This is a genomic window from Psychrobacter sp. SCQQ22 (assembly GCF_015864605.1).
GTDB lineage: Bacteria > Pseudomonadota > Gammaproteobacteria > Pseudomonadales > Moraxellaceae > Psychrobacter > Psychrobacter fozii.
The window spans coordinates 51299-71047 of the sequence record NZ_JADYWZ010000001.1; the positions used below are offsets into that span (position 1 = coordinate 51299).

Below are 19749 nucleotides of genomic sequence, written 5' to 3' on the forward strand. Positions count from 1 at the left end.
TAAAAAAAATAGCTAGTAGAAATAACAGCCACAAAAAAACGCATCCCGAAGGATGCGTTTTTTAATTCAACTACTTATCGATTTGTATCGACTATACCATTTTCAAAAACTTGAGTAGCAAGGAAAACGAGCGTAAGTACTACATTAAGTAGACTAAGCGAGTTTGACGCAGCTAATCGCGTTTTTGGATTTGGTATTATTTTTTGTCTTCGTCTACTTCAGTAAACTCAGCATCAACAACGTCATCATCGGCTTGGCTGCTATCTGCTGCACCGTCAGCACCTTGTTGGAACTGGCTTGGATCCATACCTTCTGCACCAGCGCCTGCATCAGCATAAATCTTCTGGCTAACTGGTAAGAAAGCATTATCTAACGCTTCAAGCTTGGCTTTGATGTCATCATGATCATCTTCTTTAGCTGCTGCTTCAAGCTCAGTGATAGCAGTCTCAACTGAAGATTTTTCTTCATCAGACACTTTATCTGCTGCTTCTTTTAGTGCTTTTTGCACGGCATGAATACGACCATCTGCTTCGTTACGAACTTGCGCTAGGTTAGCGAATTTCTCATCTTCAGCAGCATTGGCTTCTGCATCACGAACCATTTGTTCAACTTCTTCGTCCGACAAGCCAGAATCCGCTTTAATTTGGATGCTTTGTGCTTTACCAGTACCTTTATCAGTTGCTGAGATGTTCATGATACCGTCAGCATTGATGTCAAAAGTTACTTCGATCTGTGGCAAACCACGTGGTGCTGGTGGAATATCAGTCAAATCAAAACGACCAAGCTGTTTGTTTTGGTTAGCGATTTTACGCTCACCTTGATATACCTGAATCGTTACTGCTGGCTGGTTGTCTTCAGCCGTTGAGAATACCTGTGATTTCTTGGTAGGAATCATCGTGTTTTTCTCGATAACTGGCGTCATTACACCACCCATCGTTTCGATACCTAGTGTCAGTGGCGTCACATCAAGTAGCAATACGTCAGTTTTGTCACCAGACAATACGGCACCTTGAATAGCTGCACCAGCGGCTACGGCTTCATCAGGGTTCACGTCTTTACGTGGCTCTTGACCGAAGAATTCTTGTACTTTTTGCTGTACTAGTGGCATACGAGTCTGACCACCAACTAGGATAACGTCATCGATATCGCCAATTTTTAGGCCAGCATCTTCAAGAGCAATTTTACAAGGGCCCATAGTACGCTGTACTAATTCTTCCGTTAAGCTTTCTAGTTTTGAGCGGCTGATAGTAACAACCAAATGCTTAGGACCACTGCTGTCAGCAGTAATATAAGGCAGGTTCACTTCAGTGCTTTGAGCACTTGATAGCTCGATTTTTGCTTTTTCTGCTGCTTCTTTTAGACGCTGCATCGCAAGAGAGTCACCTTTTAGGTTAACGTCTTGGTCTTTTTTGAATTCGTCTACTAAGAAGTCAATCAATGCTGAGTCAAAGTCTTCGCCACCAAGGAAAGTATCACCGTTGGTTGCAAGTACTTCAAATTGCTGCTCGCCATCAACGTCAGCAATTTCGATGATTGATACGTCAAAAGTACCACCACCCAAGTCATATACAGCAACAGTGCTATCGCCTTGCTTCTTGTCCATACCGTAGGCAAGAGCAGCAGCAGTTGGCTCGTTGATGATACGTTTTACATCAAGACCAGCGATTTTACCCGCATCTTTAGTTGCTTGACGCTGTGAGTCATTGAAGTAAGCAGGTACAGTTACAACTGCTTCAGTTACGCTTTCACCAAGATAGTCTTCTGCTGTTTTTTTCATTTTTTTCAAGATTTCAGCAGAAACCTGTGGTGGCGCTAATTTCTTGCCGTTGATTTCTACCCATGCATCGCCGTTATCTGCTTTAGCGATTTTGTAAGGCACCATACCGATGTCTTTTTGCACGACTTTGTCATCAAAACGACGACCGATCAAACGCTTGATTGCAAACAACGTGTTGTTTGGGTTAGTTACCGCTTGACGCTTAGCTGACTGACCAACGAGGATTTCGTCATCTTTATAAGCGACGATCGATGGTGTTGTGCGAGTGCCTTCAGCATTTTCGATGACTTTAACTTTGTCACCTTCCATTACTGCTACACATGAGTTCGTTGTACCTAAATCAATACCAATTACTTTACCCATAATCAAATGCTCCTAATTTATTTTCAATATAAATACTTATATGTTCAGACCATAGTCGGTCACTTGTTGCTATATATCGGTTTACTTATTAATTTTTTCAAGTCAAAAGCCACGCAAAAATTGCCTTTTGTGTGACTTTTTGTGAAAACCCTTACTAATAATGAGGTTTAGCACAATTAAAAACTGATTGTTCACTGCTTATATAATAAGGCGATGACTTCAAACGCCACTGTCTCAAGCAATATTGGCTTAAATACTATTGACCGACACGTACCATTGCTGGGCGCAACAGACGACCATTCAAGCTATAGCCTTTTTGTAGTACGGTTCCAACGGTATCAGCTTCAGCGTCTGCATCAATACCGACAGCTTCATGAAGATCCGCGTTGAACTTTTCGCCTTGTGGATCAACCGCTTCTACGCCGTTTTTGGTTAATAGCGCCAAGAGCGCTTTGTGCGTCAATTGCACGCCTTCAGCTACTGGATCATTGGCATCAGCATTTTCCATGGCACGCTCTAAGTTATCAACAATATCTAATAGCTCTTTAGCGAATTTTTGTAGAGCAAATTTTTTGCTCTTTTCCGCTTCTTGCTCCATGCGTTTTTGCGCATTGTAAGCTTCTGCATTGGCACGGGCAGTGGTTTCTTTGGCTTGCTTAACTTCGCCTTCTAACTCAGCGATGCGCGCCTTAAAAGTATCAAGATCGATATCGTTTTCGATAGTCATCTCTTCGCCTGAATTATTTTGTGGATCAAACTCTTTCATCGTTTCGTCTAAAATACTGTCAGTATGGCTGACATTGTCATTCGCCATATTTTGCTCAGCAGATTCGTGGTTGGTATTTTGCTCGCTCATGATAGCTCCTTAGAATGTAATAATGACGATTCATATAGGGCACAATAGATAGGCTAATCGCCAGTCATACTGCGACCTTATTAGATACTTAAAATATTTTGCTCATTGTTTTTATTAATGCGCTTTACTAGCTGCTTGATAAAGGTGATGAGCATAAATTTCAAGCCTAAAACCAAGGATTTTTTACTTTAGAGTAAAGAATTACTAACTATTACCTTTAATAAGCATTTTTAGCGCCCTAACTCATAAACTATTAATGGCATTCTAGATGGTATTAAACAAGCAGTAGTGCTAATATTTTTGACATATAACTTGGCCGTTGATAGTAATTCTAGCTACTTCTTTAACCCTGTGAGAACCCTTATGCCTATGCTAAAGCTACCTATATCACGCTACCGTAGACACGCCTTGCACTATGCGTTAAAGAGCTTGGGCTACTTACCTGTTCCTTTGCTAGAGCGCTTAAACCAGTCTCTAAATGCACCCACTGCGACACAGTATCCACATGCTGATGGACATTTGCGTGCAATCATCGGTGCCAATAGAAAAATGAAGCGCTCGTTAACCGTATCTCAGCTCACGCAGATGCGCAAAAATTTTGCTGTAGATGCGGTATCCATGCAATCACCAAACGTCTGGCAGACGCAACCAAATAGCACACGGGTGCAAGCTAAAAGCCTGCAAGCTAAGAAAACAACCAGCCAACAAGTACATTGGCAAGACAAAACGATTGCCAATGCCGATGGCGAAAACATGCAGATACGCTGCTATGAGGCAGGGCAAAAGAGCAATCCCGATAAAGTCGTAATGCTATTTATTCATGGTGGTGGGTTTTGTATCGGTGATATCGATACGCATCATGAATTTTGCCATACCGTCTGCCAGCAAACTGGTTGGGCAGTTGCGAGCGTTGACTATCGATTGGCGCCTGAACATACTGCTCCAACAGCCCTCAGAGATTGTTTAGCCGCTTATTTATGGCTATCAGTTCATTGTCATAAGATGGGTGCTTCACCCTCTCGTATTGTTTTATCGGGAGACAGTGCAGGTGGTTGCCTTGCAATATTAGTGGCGCAACAAGTGATTTCACCTGACGAAGCGCAGTGGCGACAATTGAAGATATATGGCGCAACTGACATGCAAACCATCCAGCGCTTGCCGCCGCCATTGGCGCAGCTGCCGCTTTATCCTGTGATCGACATTACCGCCGAACACCCTAGTTGGGCACTGTACGGTGACGGGCTGTTTTTAGACCATAATGATGCTGAAGTGTTTGACGCCGCTTATGTGGGGCATAGTACCATCCCTCCAGAGCATGGCTTTGTCTCGGTGGCACGTGGTGATAGCACAAACATGTGCCCAAGCTATATCGTGGCCGCAGAGCTTGATATTTTGCGCGATGAAGCGCTCGATTATGCCGAGCAGTTAAAAGCCAAAGGATATCCGGTTAAAGTCCATACAGTACTGGGTGCACCGCATGGCTTTATTCATTTGATGAGCATTCATAGTGGCTTGGACCACGAGGTTAATTACATTATTAGTGATTTTGCTAAATGGGTACACACGCTTTGTCAGACGGCTGATTGAACAGTGATAAGCCATACCTCAGAGCGTGAACCCAATCGAAAAGGAATGCCCCAAAAGCCATAGCCTGATGACACCACAAAATGTCCAAGCCCAATTGCCTCATAACCGTAACCCAAACGGTTGATGGCTCGCACAATAAAATTGGCGGGAAATATTTGCCCATCATGTGTGTGACCTGATACCTGTAAATCGATAGGCAACTTGCTGTGTTCTACAATATCACTCGGTCTATGGTCTAGCAGTATCACGGGTACAGTGGTATCGACTTGTGATAACAGATCTGTAGTGGCTACTCGCTCACGCTTATGATTATCAAAACGCCCGATCAGCCAAACTGGTTGGTCTTGATGATTAATACACAACACGTCATCATTTAATAAATGCACGCCAGCACTGCGTAACGAGTCACTAATCGGTCGCTCATGACCGTATAAGTCATGGTTGCCTAGCGTGGCATAAACACCCAAAGGCAATTGATCACACAGTTTGGTCAGGTTGGTCTGCATATCATATGCTGTATAAGCGTGTGTATTGTCATCCATGATATCGCCCGGCATCAACAACATATCAGCGCGCTGCTCAACAAGCAGATGACTTAACCTGTCAATCGCACGGTTTCCAAATAAGCGACCCAAATGTAAATCACTGGCCACCGCAATACGCAATTGTCCCTGCATAGACTTATTGATATGAATGGTGCGCTTCCTTACCACTGGCACATAAGCACTATGTAAGGCGTAAAAAAACAGCCCAATAAATAAAGCAAAGGCAAATACACGAAGGCCAAAAGCAATGGTTTGTGGCTGCAGCATAATGAGCAGATCAGTCGTGCCACCAAACACCATTGTGCTTAATAAATAACTGCCATATACCGCACCGGTAAATCCAGCGGTAAGTATTATAAAATGCATCACTAGCATCCAACCACTCACCCATCGGTAGCTATTTGCCAGCAATTTGCTGACGCTTAGCAGCAGTAAACCATTACTGATTATAAAAACCGTTATCATAACCGCTGTTTGTAATGCGGAGGTTGTCCAGGGCTGTAACCACCACTGTAGGCTTAATGCGGCGCCCAAGCTAAATAGTTGCAGTAAACCAGTGATGACTGCAAAAAATACGTAGCGCATGGGCGTTCCTCTTTTGTTTTATCTTATTATAGTGTACTGGCTTGATACACAATATTATTATGCGGAGGTTTTACAATAATACTAAAGCTAGAATCATTGTCTTCATAGCCGCTGTTTTTATAGCTTCTGTTTTGGGGCACTACCTCCTTATTACTATGTTCATAAAACCAATAAAGTAATAATTCTTACTTTGCTGCCTGCAACGTAATCATCCAAACCTCCGAACGCGTGCCTAATCTAAAAGGCACTGCTCCTATACCATAACCTGACGTCACCAAAAACTGCGTATTCTCTATTGTTTTGGTGCCATAGTTTAGCGGCGAGAACCAATTCATCAGTATCGTTAATGGAAATATTTGTCCGCCATGGGTATGACCAGACAGGTGCAAATCCACTGGCAACTCTTTTATCTCTTCCATCATAGAAGGACGATGCTCTAAAAACACCACAGGCTTATCAGTATCAATCTGAGTCAATAACTCATCCGCTGACAACCTAGTCTGGTCGACATCATCTGAACGCCCAATCAACCACACTGAATCATTGAGCAGCACACTCTCATTATCAAGCGCTTTGATTCCTGCTGCTTCAACAGCCTGAGCGATCTCTTCATCGTAACCTCGATAGTCATGATTGCCTAAAGTAGCATAAACCCCAAGGGGCGCCTTTAGCTTTGATAAATGCTCATGCATATTGGTATTGTCATAAGGAATCGTCGTGTCATGCATGATATCTCCTGCTATGACGACCACATCAGGATGTTGGGCATCGACCAAATCCACCAACTTATCTATCTGGTGGTTTCCAAACCATCTACCCCAATGAGTATCAGACACTAATGCTATGCTCATAGGCTTATTGAGCGGCTTATCTGTCGTAACCGTTAAACGGTGTACCACAGGCGAATAGGCATTAAATACGGCTAAGCTGACAATAAACGCATAAGTAGTCAAGGCAAACACGCGTAACCATTTAGGGCGCGGCTGAAATTTTAACAACTTATTAAAAAAGAGTGCTAAGACAGTAGTGGCGATACCTGCATAGAACATAAAGCCTTGTAAGATACCAATGACCAGATAAACGTTAAAACGATCACCCCAAAAATCGCTTAGACCGTAAAGTAAAAAGCCATAATTAACGATAAAAACACTGAGTACCAAACTCATTTTTACACTCTGGCGTTTTGGTTTGATAAACCACCAAAGCAACAGACAAGTCATGATAGAGAGCAGTTGCGTGAAACCAATAAAAAGCCACATAGTAAAATCTACTCAGATAAAAATGAGATTATATTACGTTAAAAACAGCTTACTATTGGCACTTAGACTATATTCCATATTTTTCACATAAAGCTTTATAAGATAAAATCGTATGATTTATCGTAAGAGTCGTACAGATAACAAAGGTGAAAAGATGAATAAACGCTGGGGTTTTTGGATACTTTGGGTTTGTATTAGTGCAATAGCTGGTTTTGTATGGGGAGTTGCATTAAATGATAATTCTTGGTTATCTATAGCTGGCATGGGGTCAGGAATTGGCTGCTTTATTGTCTTTTATACGTTGCTTGATGATTTGGCACGTAAAAATCAGTGGCATCGGTTTATAGCAGCATTAAAGAAAGGCATCTATATAAAGGCAGGATTACAGATTCTGAATCTAGTTACACCTATTTTCCCTTTTATATCACCTGAGATTTTGGCAGGGGTAGCGGCTATCTATATCGTTGAACTTCTAGGGTTGGATTTTCACCAACCCTTCTTATCAAGTTTTGCCATGACGTTAATAACTGGTGCTTTATTGTCATTATGCGTCGGGGTTATCAGTCTTATTATTCTTTTGGTATCAAATAAGAAAGCACATGCTATTACGACAAATGACATGTCGTAAAAATGCTTTCCATAGAACTGTCTTAATTGTTTTTGATAGAACTGCCTTAACGTTTGTCTGGCGCTATTTTGCAAACGCCATTTTCACACGCTTGCAGGACTGCTGTGCCATACACCATCTTGGTCACCCAGTTTGGAATTCGATAACGATTGCGAGCGACATACGGATAAACAAAGTTACCCAGTTGTTTGATCACTGGCAAAAACAACAACGGTGACCATTTAACGCCACCTGTCCTGTAGAGCAGACGTACAGCATCCATGTGTGTGTACCAATTGCCATAGCTGTCTTTCATACACATATACGTCATCGCATCCTCACGGCTAAATCCTGCAATAGACAACTCATCTAGCCCTTCATCTACAGGAACTAAGCGTATCTTTTCCGGTTGACGTTTTTTCATATTATGCGCCTCGGTGCTACATATCACGCACGCATCATCGTAGTACATGGTAACAGACAAATTCGCTTGCTCTCTATAGCTGTTGATATGGTTTTGGATAATCATGTTACGACTCCTTTATGAGTGATACCTCAGCATCGAGGCTATTCGTTTTATTAATCACGCTAGATTCTTGATAATTATTGACTGGTGTTAAAACTGGTACTAAAAAAGGAATGACGGGCTGCTGCGTCCACTGCGGTGCGCCGGCATCTAAGCGCTTAGCCAGTATCGGTAAGTGATTGGTCGGCACCGCTGGAAATAGATGATGCTCGATGTGATAGAGCAAGTTAAAAGTCAGTAGATTAATCGGCGGATGGCGCTCGCTACGGGCATATACCACGTCATCACAACCATGATGTACACTCCATACCGCAAAGAATCCCACCATCGTATTGGCCAATATCATCACCAATACGTGATAGATTAATACTGGATGCATCGTGATAAAAGCAGCGGCAATCACTGCGAAAATGAGCAACATATCACAGGCAACGAGAATACGATTGCGACGGCTACCATGCGTCAGGCCAAACCACTGAATCGCAATCGAAAAAATCCCGCCTCCCAATATTGCCTGATACCACGGCAAGCGTGCCCAGTTACCCTCAACGTCACTGTCTCCCAGCGGATCTCGATGATGATTGAGATGTGTGTGCCGAATAGCATGCGTGCTACAGAGCATCGTAATACTGAGAAAAAACAGCATGAGCTCAGTGGCAAGCCTCCCTACTCCCAACGTTCGATGATAACAATCATGTGCTTGCCTCAGTGCAGCGGTAAAAAAGAAAAAAGTCGCAGTAAGCCCAAGTAACCACCACCCTTGCCACGCGCTCCACCATGACAGTAATAGAAAAGGTAATGATAAAAAAATATTATAAACAGTCTCGCTCAGACTAAGCTGGCGCAAATCTTGCCATTCAATACTGGCTAACGAAGGATGACGCATGATGTTCTCCTTACTTAGTGATAAGCAGTAGCTGTCTTACTGGCGCGACCGCTTAATTTAATTGGCTTAGTATTATTTATTTTATTTCTGTCAAAAGTGAAATAAAAAGACAAATTTTATTGATGTTTAGGTAATGCGATCAGACCCGTGACTATGGCACTTGCGCCACCAACACAGCAAATTAGCATGATATTTACTACGGAATCTATCGAATCCGACTTTAACATAAACCAAACTATACATAGAAACGTGCTCATAAAACCAACAGTAAATAAAGGCAGTACCTTTCTCATAGAATCAAAATAAATCTCAAGTTTGTATGCGCTATAGCCAGTCAATAATGCAGGAAACAAACCCAAAGGGAAACCAAAAACCGTACCAACTGCTAGTATTTTTATAAAGTCTGGTATTTCTTGCAGAGAAATACTTCCCTCAATTACAGAAAATACAATTATAGAAGAAGTAGCAATTAAACCTCCTATCGCACCACCTAGCAATCCATAGAGTCCTATTACTTTACCTTTTGGATAGTTTGAGACAGTAATTGTAGCGCTACTCCTAAGTTCGTTCATAAATACCTCTACATAAGTTTCACATGAAACAATTCTATTTATAAATAAATTTCTTATTTTTAATGAAAACCTAGCTAACTTAAGACTTAGGAATAGTTAATCCACCTATGATAATAGCGCTAAATAATCCCGACAAGCCCACTAACATAGCTAAGAGAAATAGTTCAAAATCTATTGATTCAGCCATTGTCATAGCGATCAAGCTAAATGGAATAGTTACAATAAAACCAAGTAAGCCTAAGGCAAGCCAGTTTTTAAACGTTCTAAGGTACAGTTTTATATAAATAACAATACCTGCAGTTATCAATGCAGGAGGTAAACCTACTATCATTTTAAAAGCCAGACCTTCAAATATATTTTCTATAAAGTACTGAAAATCAAAACCTTGCCACGGTCTTGGTACGAAGCTCTCAAATAAGAAGAGCGTGAAAGTTATGCCGTTAGCCCCTACCCATCCACCGAGTAAACCGAAGCCTATAAGCACTTTTAACCAAGGGTAAGATTTCTTAATGCTTTTCTTTTTTAACATTAAATTTGAATTTTCATCGCTTTTAGAAACCATATTTTTACTATCTTAATACTGTGAGGTGACCGGAATATCATGCATTACGAAAGTATAATCTTAAAGAATATATTAACCTCCTTGTTTCACATGAAACCTACCTTAAGCTATTCAAAGCTTCTGCCCTGCTAACGCTTGCTTGAGCGTTGGCTGCTGGAACTCATAACCTGCGTCCTGTAATGCTTGTGGTAATACTTTTTGACCATCAATCAATAGTGTCGACATCTCACCAAACATCAGCTTGAGTAAAAAATTTGGTAAGGTGAAAAAGGTCGGACGATGCAGCCATGCTCCAAGCGTTTTGGTAAAAGTATGATTACTTACTGGGTTTGGCGATGTTAAGTTATACACAAACGCTGGTGTATCATTAGTAGTCTGCAATGCATTATCATGTGTAGTGTTAGCATCACTATCGCCCTTACTAGCAAGATGCTGCTCAAGGATAAATATCACGGCTCCTACCCAATCTTCACGGCTGATCCAGCTCATTATCTGCTGACTATTACCCAACTGACCACCGACACCCATTTTAAACGGTATCAAAAGCTTGCCGACCATTCCGCCCTCAGGATGAATCACCACACCAGTTCGCACGATAGCCACAGGTACAGCATAATCTGTTGCTGTTAAAGCTAGCTGCTCCCATTGCTCACATAACTGATGTGAAAAATCGGTCTCAAAACCACTGCTTTCGGTTAATGGTTTATCACCTTGTACACCATACCAGCCAATCGCTGATCCGCTGACTAATAACTTAGGTTTGATACTGGTGCGGGCGATAAATGCCAGTATTGATTCGGTCGGTTTAATACGACTGGCGAGCAGTTGCTCTTTGCGCTCATCACTCCAACGCGAGTCGGCAATGCCTGCGCCTGCTAGGTTTAAAATAACATCAAAGGTGTTTTCTGTTTTTGATAGCTCGTCATAAGTCATCATTTCAATATTACTGGGATGTGCTTGGCTATCATCACGTGTCAGCCAAGTAACATGTAGGTCTCTATCAGCCTGTTGATAACGCTTCTGAATCTCTTCACTGAACGCACTGCCCAAAAACCCTGAACCGCCACTGATTAGAATATTCATGCTCTACTCCTATGTGTATTATTTTTCAGTAAAACGTAACCCGTTATAGTTATCGTCTTCTTTTTTAGCCTTTATATCAAAACGACTTTTACATACTTTTGGTAAAGCAATGCAGCTAGCGATCGCTGAGTTGGTCGCACCAAACACCCCTATAGCAAACATAAATGCCAACAGCACGCCAATCTCTATCAATGAGTTTATGCCTAAATATAAAACGATTGCGCCCATATAACATGCTGATGTTATGAACCCAACTAAAAATATCGTACGTAGACTCTTACGATCACCGCGCCATATCTGTTGACTAGCAACGATCATGCCCGTTAATAAAGCAGGAATAAAACCAAGCAAACCGACGTATAGTAGCGGCTGATAACCTATTTGAGCAAAATCAGCATCCCTAAAGATAAACAGCAAGAACAGCTGCGCTACCAGCCCACCAACCAAGCTACCAACTCCTGCAAACAGAACAACCACTTGTAGATAAGGGTACGCACCTAGCTCATTATTCGTTTTCATTCTATTTATCCCATTAACATTCGTCGTTAATTTAGTATAAATATGGCGTTGGCAAAGCCCATGAAATTACTGTGGAGAATTAATGGATAGCGTAACTTATCTCTGTGAATCATACTTTTGGTAAGACAAATAACCCTGTGAAATATCCACTAGAACTTCCAATCAAGGCAGCAAAGATACAAGCAGCAAATGAAAAAGGGATATCGTTAAAAACCATGAGTAGAAAAGTACAGATAACCGTCGATATTGTACCGATGATAGCTGAATACGATAAACCTTTATGATTGCGGTATCGCTTCAAACTCGCGACTAAACAACCAGTCAATGTTGCAGGGATCAGACCTATCATGAAACCAAAGAATGCACAGATAGGTACTGCTAATACAGCTAGCACTATTGATCTAACGATATTCTGCCAGACATCATTTTGCAAGATAGCTTCTAAGACCATCAGCATAGCTATTATTAATCCTATTAAGCTGCCACCAATCACTCCACCAAAAAATAAATAGGATGCTATGACATTTGCTTTTGAATAATTTTCATGACTTTTATCAATACCTGAACCCATGACGATATCCTTAGAGACAGTTTTTTAGCTATTTTTCCAGTCGATTAGCTCAAGCTTTCAACATATTCTTCTAACGTAGGTAAGGCTGACGTGCCTACCCATCCTACTAAACAAAACGCTTACGAATAGGACACTCACTATCATTATTTCTTTGATTTCTGTCTTTTAATTTATTCGCATAATGATTTATAAATTCCATCACAGTCGCCATACTTGGTAATACATGTGCTTTGGTCAAGTATGGCGCTGTCGCATCCAAACGGTTAGCAAGCTCAGGTAAATGATTCGATGGCACAGCAGGAAAGAGATGATGCTCTACGTGATATAACAGGTTAAAAGTTAGAAAATTGACCACTGGGTTACGCTCGGTGCGAGCAACTGTCTCATCACAATCATGATGCACACCCCATACGGCGATGATGCCGACACTAGCATTGGCCAACATCATCGTCACTATGTGATACATCAATACTTTCGTAAGCAGGGACAGCACAGGAATAGTCAATACGGTCAATACGATAGCGGTCGTGACAACCAAGGCAATCAAGCCAAACTCCAACCAAGCAATACGTTGATTACGACGGCTGCTGAGACGCAGTCCTTGGCGATAAATATCCAATCGATACGTTATCCCGCCAAGCAACGCTTGCCACCATGAGCCTTTTGCCAAACGGCCTTCAATATCACTGTCACCCAATGGGTTACGGTGATGTTCCATGTGTGTGGCTCGGATACTATGCAAACTGGTCATCAATAGTACGCTGAGAAATAATAGTATGCCGGTAACGGTACGTTTGCTCACGCCCAAGCTATGGTGATAACCGTCATGCGCTTGGCGAAAAGCAGCAGCGAAAAATAAATAAGAAGCGCTACATGCCATCACATACCAAGACTGACTGGCGAACCACCAAGACAACAGTAAAAATGGATAAGGCAGAATGAGGTTATAAGCAATTTGAGCGCGCGTTAGTTGGCGCAAATCCTGCCACTCAACTGAAGCCATTGCATATTTAATAGCTAGCTCTTTATTAGCGTGTGTCTTATTTGCGTTCATTTTACACATCCATTTGTCGTTGCTGTTTCTTGCTGCTATTTTTATCGAAACTCGTATCACTTAAACTTGGCTAGCCTTTATACTTTTTACATAAATTTCTGTCTAAACAGAAACCGTTACTCAAATTTTTTATTTTAGATAACACATATCACTATCAACGTAGGATTTTTTTAATACTCGCACCCAGTTTAAGGACTTTTTTGAGAATACTGGTAGGTAGCTTGAGCATCTCAGCAGACCAAGTGGTGAGCGTACTAACGAACTCTTGGGTGTCACGGATACGTGCTTTTACATCGCTGTTTTCGTGTTCGAATTCAGGACTGTCCATCAGCTCTTGTAAGAATTGCACCGTAGGCTCTAACTCGCGCTTTTGTCGTTCAACCACAATAATGCGTGCTAACTCCCAAACGTCGATATTGGTCGTAAAATGATCTCGACGATCACCCAATATGGAGACTTTTTGTACCAAGCCCCAATGCTGCAACTCTTTGATACTGTTTGAGACGTTAGAGCGAGCAACACCAAGTGTGTCGGTAATTTCTTCAGCATTTAGCGGCTTACCGATGATGAATAACAATGCATGAATCTGTGACATGGTGCGATTAACACCCCACTGCGAGCCCATCTCACCCCAATGTAAGATAAATTTTTCGGTCACAGGATTTAGTTTCATAATGGCTATTCACTTATTTTTTTGCAATATGGCTTATTTCTTGATTGTTGTACTTCTTGACTTATCTTGCGCCATTCTTTTATTTCTGTCAATAGTGAAATAAAAAACAATACCTATCATTTGTATGACGACGCTTAACTCATTATATTTAAATGACTGCTACTCTCTAACGAATGATTAAGCCAGTGGTTGCATCGCGAATTTGACTAGGCAAGGTATAGCCCAACGTATCAGCTTGTAAGTAACTGATGTGCTCGCCAAAATAGGCATAAGCATCGTCGAAGGTCATGGCAGGCTGCTGTCCTGATGGATTGCAGCTGGTAGAGACCAACAGTCCAAATGGATTGTGTGCGCTGACCAATTGCTGGCACAACTGACGAATAATAGGATGAGCAATGACCCTTACTGCGACTGTCTGATGCTGCCCCGTTATCCAAGAAGGAATAGTAGTAGCCAGTGTCTGAGGAATAGGCAACAACCAAGTATGCGCTTGCTTATATTGCAAACCATCATCGTTATTATGGCCACTATCTATCTGCCAACTCTTTAGAATAGGGTCACGCTGTTCATCCGTTAAAGACGATAGCAAAGGAGCCAAACGTTCTGCGCTGTCCGTAATGACAATCATGCCTTTGGTTTGTGGACGCTGCTTAATATCTAGAATACGTTGAACGGCTGCTTTATCATAAGGGTCGCAGCCAATACCCCAAACGCTTTCAGTCGGGTACGCGAGCAACTGCCCTTCTTTGAGGCTCTGAGCTGCTTGTAGAGTAGAATCAGTGATGAAAGGTGTGAGATGGTTCATGGCTGAAATTGTTTAGGATAATAGAAAATTAGGCGCTAATCATAACACAGGAGAAAGTTGGGCTCAGACAACAAATTTCAAAAGCTGCCAATTTTTTACTATGTTAAATGAGTTAGAGACTGAAAAACAGAAACGTTTAAAGGTAGGTAAGTGTAACATTAGACGCGTAAATAACGTCCGCCCTGTACACTAATAATACCCATTAATTCAAGTTCCATTAGCTGCCCAATCAATTGCGGTGGTGCAAGCGCAGTTGCTACGATAAGCGCGTCTAAATCCTGTCCATGCCAATCAAGCTGCTCATAAACAGGGGTTAAATGCTCAGGTACTACGATAGCGCTAGGAGGAGTTTTGATGTTAGAGGGTGACGAAGTAACATGGCTAGCTGCGACTTCACTTCTATCCACACTTATCGTTTTTTGAGATGAACTGTCATTCGATTGCGATACACTTGTTGTTTTATAAAAACCACGGTCATAGTTCAACTGACCGCTGACATCTTCTAAGACTTGCTGAGGATGATAAATCAAAGTGGCGCCTTCACGTATTAAGTAATGACAGCCTTCAGCATTGCTATTATCAATATGACTTGGGATCGCAAAGACTTGCTTGCCCTGCTCAGAGGTTAGGCGTGCAGTAATGAGCGAACCACTCTGAATAGTAGCTTCTGTCACGATAGTCGCTAGCCCAAGTCCAGCGACCAAACGGTTGCGACGTGGAAAAGTATGTTTGTGCGGCTGAGTATGAGGCAATAACTCACTGATAATACAGCCACCTTGATCGATAATTTGAGCGAACAACTTATCGTGATGGTTGGGATAATTAACATCAATACCCGTACCCATCACCCCAATTGTTCGACCATGATAGTCAGTATCTGTCTGAGCCAACGCACCTAAATGCGCTCGTTTATCCACACCCATAGCTAAACCACTGGTAATAATATAGCCTGCCTGCGCCAAATACTGAGCGATATCAAACGTGATCTTCTGTGCATGTGCGGTGGGTTTTCAGCTACCGACGATAGCAATTTGTGCTTGATGTAGACGCGCATGATTGCCACGATAAAATAGTAGTGGCGGTGGATCATAGATTTGTAAGAGTTGGGCGGGATAGTCAGACTCATCAGCAAATAGTAGACCATAGCGTCTATCAATCAATGCTTGCTGGATTTTATCGATATTGGTGAGTGTTTGCTCTGGCTGTTCATGACGTTTGAGATGAGTATGGTGAATACCCAATTGCCGCCATGCTTCTACTTTGGCTTGCCAAGCAAGTTCTGCATTTCCAAAGGAAGTAAGTAGCTTATGATAAGCAGATAATGACGCATTCACTTCGTACCACAGCGCCAGTACAGCGCGCTGATCGTCTGTTAAAGAAGAAGTGACTGCTGTCATAGTCCTTTATCTCTTATAGGTGGATTTGGAATGGTCAGCCTTCCAATAATCCTGTTGCTTCCTTACAAATAAGGAGGTGGTAGTAACTGGTCACCGACATTAAGCGGTAGCTCAGAACTAAGCACATAAGCATAGCTAATATGGTCAAAGGTATTAAAGACCATTACCATACCAGTTTGTTCATTTGGCAGGCGTACAGGCGTATCTTCATCTTTGATATCACGTACCAAAGCACCTTTTTGATAGACTGTCAGGACATCACCAGGCTTAGCACCTTCGGTACTACCTAGGTTAATAGCGACCACACTACCCTTCGCTGCTGAACTAATTGAATCCATCACACGTACAATCATACCACCACGACTGGTACTAGCAGGCGTTGGGTAAAACACAGGTGGAATAGAGTTATTCAATTCAACAAATACGCGGTCGCCTTCACGTACTTCTTTGCCATAACTGTCGGTAAGCTGCAAGCTAGTAACACCATTGGTTTCGGTAGATGTGACTAAACCCGTTGCTACTTGCGTGACTTCTAAGCCAATAATATTTTTTGTAGTGGGATCAGTATATAACTCGCCTTCACGATAGATACCGTAGCGCTGTCCGATGATAAGCGGCACACCTTTAGCATATATCTTGTCACCAGTTGCAGTGATTAAGTTACCTTTTTTAGAGGCCAGTATATAAGGAGTCGTATTAAAATCTTGTGGATTAACAATGACTGTTTTATCTAGCCAATGTTGAATAGCAGACCGAGGAATAGAAGGAATACTGTTGGCAGTTGACGTAACCGTTACCTTATTAGCAACCACGTTGCCTGTAAGTTGCTTTTCAACCCCAGCACAACCTTCACCTGTATCCACACCAATGAGCGTCTGACCTTTAATCACACACAAGATAAGAATATCGTTAGGATAGATAAGGTTGGGGTTTTTGATTTGCTTATTGGTCGCCCAAATCTCTTTCCAGCGCCATGGACTATCCAGATAGCGCCCTGAGATATCCCACAACGTATCACCTTTTTTGACAGTGTAGCGGTTGGGTGCATCTGCTTTAAGAGTGGGTGGTGGATTGTTAGCGTGGGCAGTGCTCATCAGCATCGCACTGCTAAATGTCGTCAGTAACAGTGCTTTTGCTATCTTGTTTAAGCTCATCTTCATTGTTATATCCACAATATGTACCGCTATTATCGCCATTAAAATCGCACTTAAGTCTATTTTTCTAGAAGCTCTTTGTTCGATACTTAAGCAAATAAGCCAGCATCAAGATCCAAAAAAAATATAGACTTAAAGTTGCATTTATTGTGACGCCTAGAGGGCAGCTGTTCAGTGTAGTTGACTGGTTTTATTCCTAAAAAAGCGCCTAGCACAATGATGACTCGCTGACGCTGTTCCTAATATTACAATTATATCTACCATAACACAATCATAAACACTTTATTACAATAGTGTAACCTTTATGTGGATATTTTCTTTAGGTTTTCTATTGAATATAAGCTCACCATTAGCAGTGGTTTATGCAGGGTTTGGGGTGATATGCTGGCGAATTTGCTCAGCGACCAATTCAGCATTGTTATCAAGCACGACCACATGCTGCGGCAAACTCTCCAATCCTTCGGTATGAGCTGGGCGAGCGATATCTATCTGACCGATAGCCTCAACGATGGTATCCGCAAACTTAACAGGTAGCGCCGTCTCTGCACAAACAATAATTTCGCCCTCTTTTTGCAACTCTTTAGCGACCTTGATACCGTCAGCTGTGTGTGGATCAATCAGTTCACCATGTTGCTCATACAGTGCTTTGATGGTCTGCAAGCGATCGCTGTGGGTAGATTTACCAGCAGCGAAACCATAGCGAGTATTAACTGCTTCCATTAGCTCAGATAGATCGAAACCTTGACCAGACTTCACCCCTTCAAATAACTCATGGACGCGTGCACTGTTTTTCTCTAATAATAGATAAACAAAACGCTCAAAGTTAGAGGCTTTTGAGATATCCATCGACGGGCTTGAGGTGATATAGGTTTTTTCAGTCGGACGCGGCTGATAAGCGCCTTGATTAAAAAAGTCATTCAACACGTCATTTTCATTGGTTGCGACAATCAAACGGTCGATTGGCAGACCCATTTCACGAGCGATATGACCAGCACAAATATTACCGAAGTTACCTGATGGTATGCTAAAGCTAACTTTTTCATCGTTGCTCGTCGTGACCGCAAAGTAAGCTTTAAAGTAATAAACAATCTGAGCTAGGATACGACCCCAGTTGATAGAGTTTACCGTACCTAGGTTATAAGCCGCTTTAAACTCAGCATCTTGCTGAAGTGCTTTAACGATGTCCTGACAATCATCAAACATACCATCGATAGCGATATTGTGAATATTAGCATCCGTCAAACTATACATCTGCGCACGCTGGAACTCACTCATCTTGCCATGTGGTGACAACATGAAGACTTCGATATTTTCTTTGCCGCGCAGCGCATACTCTGCTGCACTACCCGTGTCACCACTGGTCGCACCAATGATCGTAATACGCGCGTCTTTTTTCTTAAGCACATACTCAAATGCGTTACCCAAAAACTGCATGGCGACATCTTTAAATGCCAATGTCGGACCGTTTGATAATCCTAGAATATATAAACTATCTTCGAGCTTGCGAACAGGAACAATCTCTTCACTACCAAATACATCAGCGGTATAAGTGCGCTCAATGATATCTTGCAAATCAGCCACAGGAATATCTGTCGCAAAACGCTGCATAATCGCCATCGCAAGCTTTGGATAGCTGAGCGTACGCCATTCATCAAGCGTTGTGCTATCGATGTTTGGATAATGCTCAGGCAGCATCAAACCACCATCTGGGGCAAGACCCATCAAAAGCACATCACTAAAATCCATTGGCGCTGTCTGACCACGGGTACTGATATATTTCATGGTTTATCCTATATAAGCTTAGTTTTATGTGACTTCAGTCAGTATAAGTATCATTTAATACGAAAATTCGTTGGAAAATCAATATCTACAAATTCATCTCGGTGTTGATAAGCTTCAGTAAAATCCCTCATAAACTGACTGAACACCTTTTCAAAATTATCTTTAGCAAACGTTAATTCAGGTACAGTATCAAACCAATCTATAGCATCTGGGTTTTGCTTTTCGATTGAACCTGTAAGCAGTCCAAAACGCTTCCATACCACTTTATCATCGATAATATATTGCTCAGTGATAATGGTGGTACAAGACAAATCATTATCTTCAGGGCAGACTAATAATGGTACATAGCTAACATTACCATCACCTAACTGCCCTAAATAGTACCAAACAATCTTAGTATCGGAATATAAATCTAGATTCAAACTCAACCCTAGCTCTTTGACACCTAATCTTTTTAACTGAGTACTTTTATCTATATATTCAGCAAGCCACTCACTAAGTAATACACCATCAACTATAAGCTCTGAATAAAATACTTCAGGGTTATATCCTTGCTGAATATTAATCATAGAAAGGTTGTTCATGC

At 41.8% G+C, this 19749-nt stretch carries 19 protein-coding genes and 1 pseudogene; 2 read left to right on the forward strand and 18 right to left on the reverse strand.

The genetic code is table 11. The annotated features are described in order from the left end of the window. Positions 1-196: 196 nt before the first annotated feature. Together dnaK and grpE are read right to left on the reverse strand one after the other, a co-directional pair. Positions 197-2140, reverse strand: a complete 1944-nt coding sequence (dnaK, locus tag I6E84_RS00225; protein WP_110922170.1) for a molecular chaperone DnaK — start codon at positions 2138-2140, stop codon at positions 197-199. Positions 2141-2396: 256 nt separating this feature from the next. Continuing rightward, positions 2397-2996 carry a nucleotide exchange factor GrpE gene (gene grpE / locus I6E84_RS00230; RefSeq protein WP_197215390.1) on the reverse strand — a complete coding sequence of 200 codons (600 nt, stop codon included), beginning with the start codon at positions 2994-2996 and terminating at the stop codon, positions 2397-2399. A gap of 363 nt (positions 2997-3359) precedes the next feature. Between grpE and I6E84_RS00235 the strand changes: the two genes are divergently transcribed. After that, the gene (locus I6E84_RS00235) at positions 3360-4583 is read left to right on the forward strand and encodes an alpha/beta hydrolase (RefSeq protein WP_197215392.1); all 1224 of its coding nucleotides are present in this window, start codon (positions 3360-3362) and stop codon (positions 4581-4583) included. Here the strand turns inward: I6E84_RS00235 and I6E84_RS00240 are convergent. Both I6E84_RS00240 and I6E84_RS00245 read right to left on the reverse strand, forming a co-directional pair. Then, positions 4568-5713, reverse strand: a complete 1146-nt coding sequence (locus I6E84_RS00240; RefSeq protein ID WP_197215394.1) for a metallophosphoesterase — start codon at positions 5711-5713, stop codon at positions 4568-4570. The genes I6E84_RS00235 and I6E84_RS00240 overlap by 16 nt on opposite strands. Before the next feature lie 185 nt (positions 5714-5898). Further along, positions 5899-6972 (reverse strand): metallophosphoesterase, encoded by a 1074-nt coding sequence (locus I6E84_RS00245; RefSeq protein WP_197215396.1) that lies wholly within the window; start codon positions 6970-6972, stop codon positions 5899-5901. A 154-nt stretch (positions 6973-7126) separates the two neighbouring features. Between I6E84_RS00245 and I6E84_RS00250 the strand changes: the two genes are divergently transcribed. Further along, entirely contained in the window at positions 7127-7600 is a 474-nt protein-coding gene (locus tag I6E84_RS00250) for a hypothetical protein (protein ID WP_197215397.1), read from the forward strand. Between the two features lie 46 nt (positions 7601-7646). Here I6E84_RS00250 and I6E84_RS00255 read toward each other — a convergent pair whose 3' ends face one another. From I6E84_RS00255 to I6E84_RS00320, 14 genes and pseudogenes are all read right to left on the reverse strand, one after another. Beyond that, entirely contained in the window at positions 7647-8108 is a 462-nt protein-coding gene (locus I6E84_RS00255; RefSeq protein WP_197215398.1) for a thiol-disulfide oxidoreductase DCC family protein, read from the reverse strand. A gap of 1 nt (position 8109) precedes the next feature. Beyond that, positions 8110-8991 carry a fatty acid desaturase family protein gene (locus I6E84_RS00260; RefSeq protein WP_197215399.1) on the reverse strand — a complete coding sequence of 294 codons (882 nt, stop codon included), beginning with the start codon at positions 8989-8991 and terminating at the stop codon, positions 8110-8112. A gap of 116 nt (positions 8992-9107) precedes the next feature. Beyond that, the gene (locus I6E84_RS00265; protein WP_197215400.1) at positions 9108-9563 is read right to left on the reverse strand and encodes a hypothetical protein; all 456 of its coding nucleotides are present in this window, start codon (positions 9561-9563) and stop codon (positions 9108-9110) included. 79 nt (positions 9564-9642) lie between these two features. Beyond that, positions 9643-10125, reverse strand: a complete 483-nt coding sequence (locus I6E84_RS00270) for a hypothetical protein (RefSeq protein ID WP_197215401.1) — start codon at positions 10123-10125, stop codon at positions 9643-9645. Between the two features lie 111 nt (positions 10126-10236). After that, positions 10237-11208 carry an epimerase gene (locus I6E84_RS00275; RefSeq protein ID WP_197215402.1) on the reverse strand — a complete coding sequence of 324 codons (972 nt, stop codon included), beginning with the start codon at positions 11206-11208 and terminating at the stop codon, positions 10237-10239. 18 nt (positions 11209-11226) lie between these two features. Next, positions 11227-11727 (reverse strand): hypothetical protein, encoded by a 501-nt coding sequence (locus I6E84_RS00280; protein ID WP_197215403.1) that lies wholly within the window; start codon positions 11725-11727, stop codon positions 11227-11229. 109 nt (positions 11728-11836) lie between these two features. Further along, entirely contained in the window at positions 11837-12298 is a 462-nt protein-coding gene (locus tag I6E84_RS00285; protein ID WP_197215405.1) for a hypothetical protein, read from the reverse strand. Between the two features lie 106 nt (positions 12299-12404). After that, positions 12405-13352, reverse strand: a complete 948-nt coding sequence (locus I6E84_RS00290; protein ID WP_197215407.1) for a fatty acid desaturase family protein — start codon at positions 13350-13352, stop codon at positions 12405-12407. Positions 13353-13506: 154 nt separating this feature from the next. After that, positions 13507-14025, reverse strand: coding sequence for a GbsR/MarR family transcriptional regulator (locus tag I6E84_RS00295; RefSeq protein WP_197215409.1), 519 nt, complete (start codon positions 14023-14025; stop codon positions 13507-13509). A 166-nt stretch (positions 14026-14191) separates the two neighbouring features. Further along, on the reverse strand, positions 14192-14830 hold the full coding sequence (locus tag I6E84_RS00300; RefSeq protein WP_197215411.1) for an L-threonylcarbamoyladenylate synthase: 639 nt from the start codon (positions 14828-14830) through the stop codon (positions 14192-14194). Positions 14831-14988: 158 nt separating this feature from the next. Beyond that, a pseudogene (gene dprA, locus I6E84_RS00305) lies at positions 14989-16227 on the reverse strand (DNA-processing protein DprA). A 62-nt stretch (positions 16228-16289) separates the two neighbouring features. Next, positions 16290-17387, reverse strand: coding sequence for a LysM peptidoglycan-binding domain-containing protein (locus I6E84_RS00310; RefSeq protein ID WP_227680754.1), 1098 nt, complete (start codon positions 17385-17387; stop codon positions 16290-16292). 354 nt (positions 17388-17741) lie between these two features. Then, a complete protein-coding gene (gene thrC / locus I6E84_RS00315; protein ID WP_197215412.1) occupies positions 17742-19163 on the reverse strand; it encodes a threonine synthase in 1422 nt (473 codons plus the stop codon). A gap of 50 nt (positions 19164-19213) precedes the next feature. After that, positions 19214-19747: a hypothetical protein gene (locus I6E84_RS00320; protein WP_181416219.1), complete on the reverse strand. Its 534-nt coding sequence runs from the start codon at positions 19745-19747 to the stop codon at positions 19214-19216. Between the last annotated feature and the right edge of the window lie 2 nt (positions 19748-19749).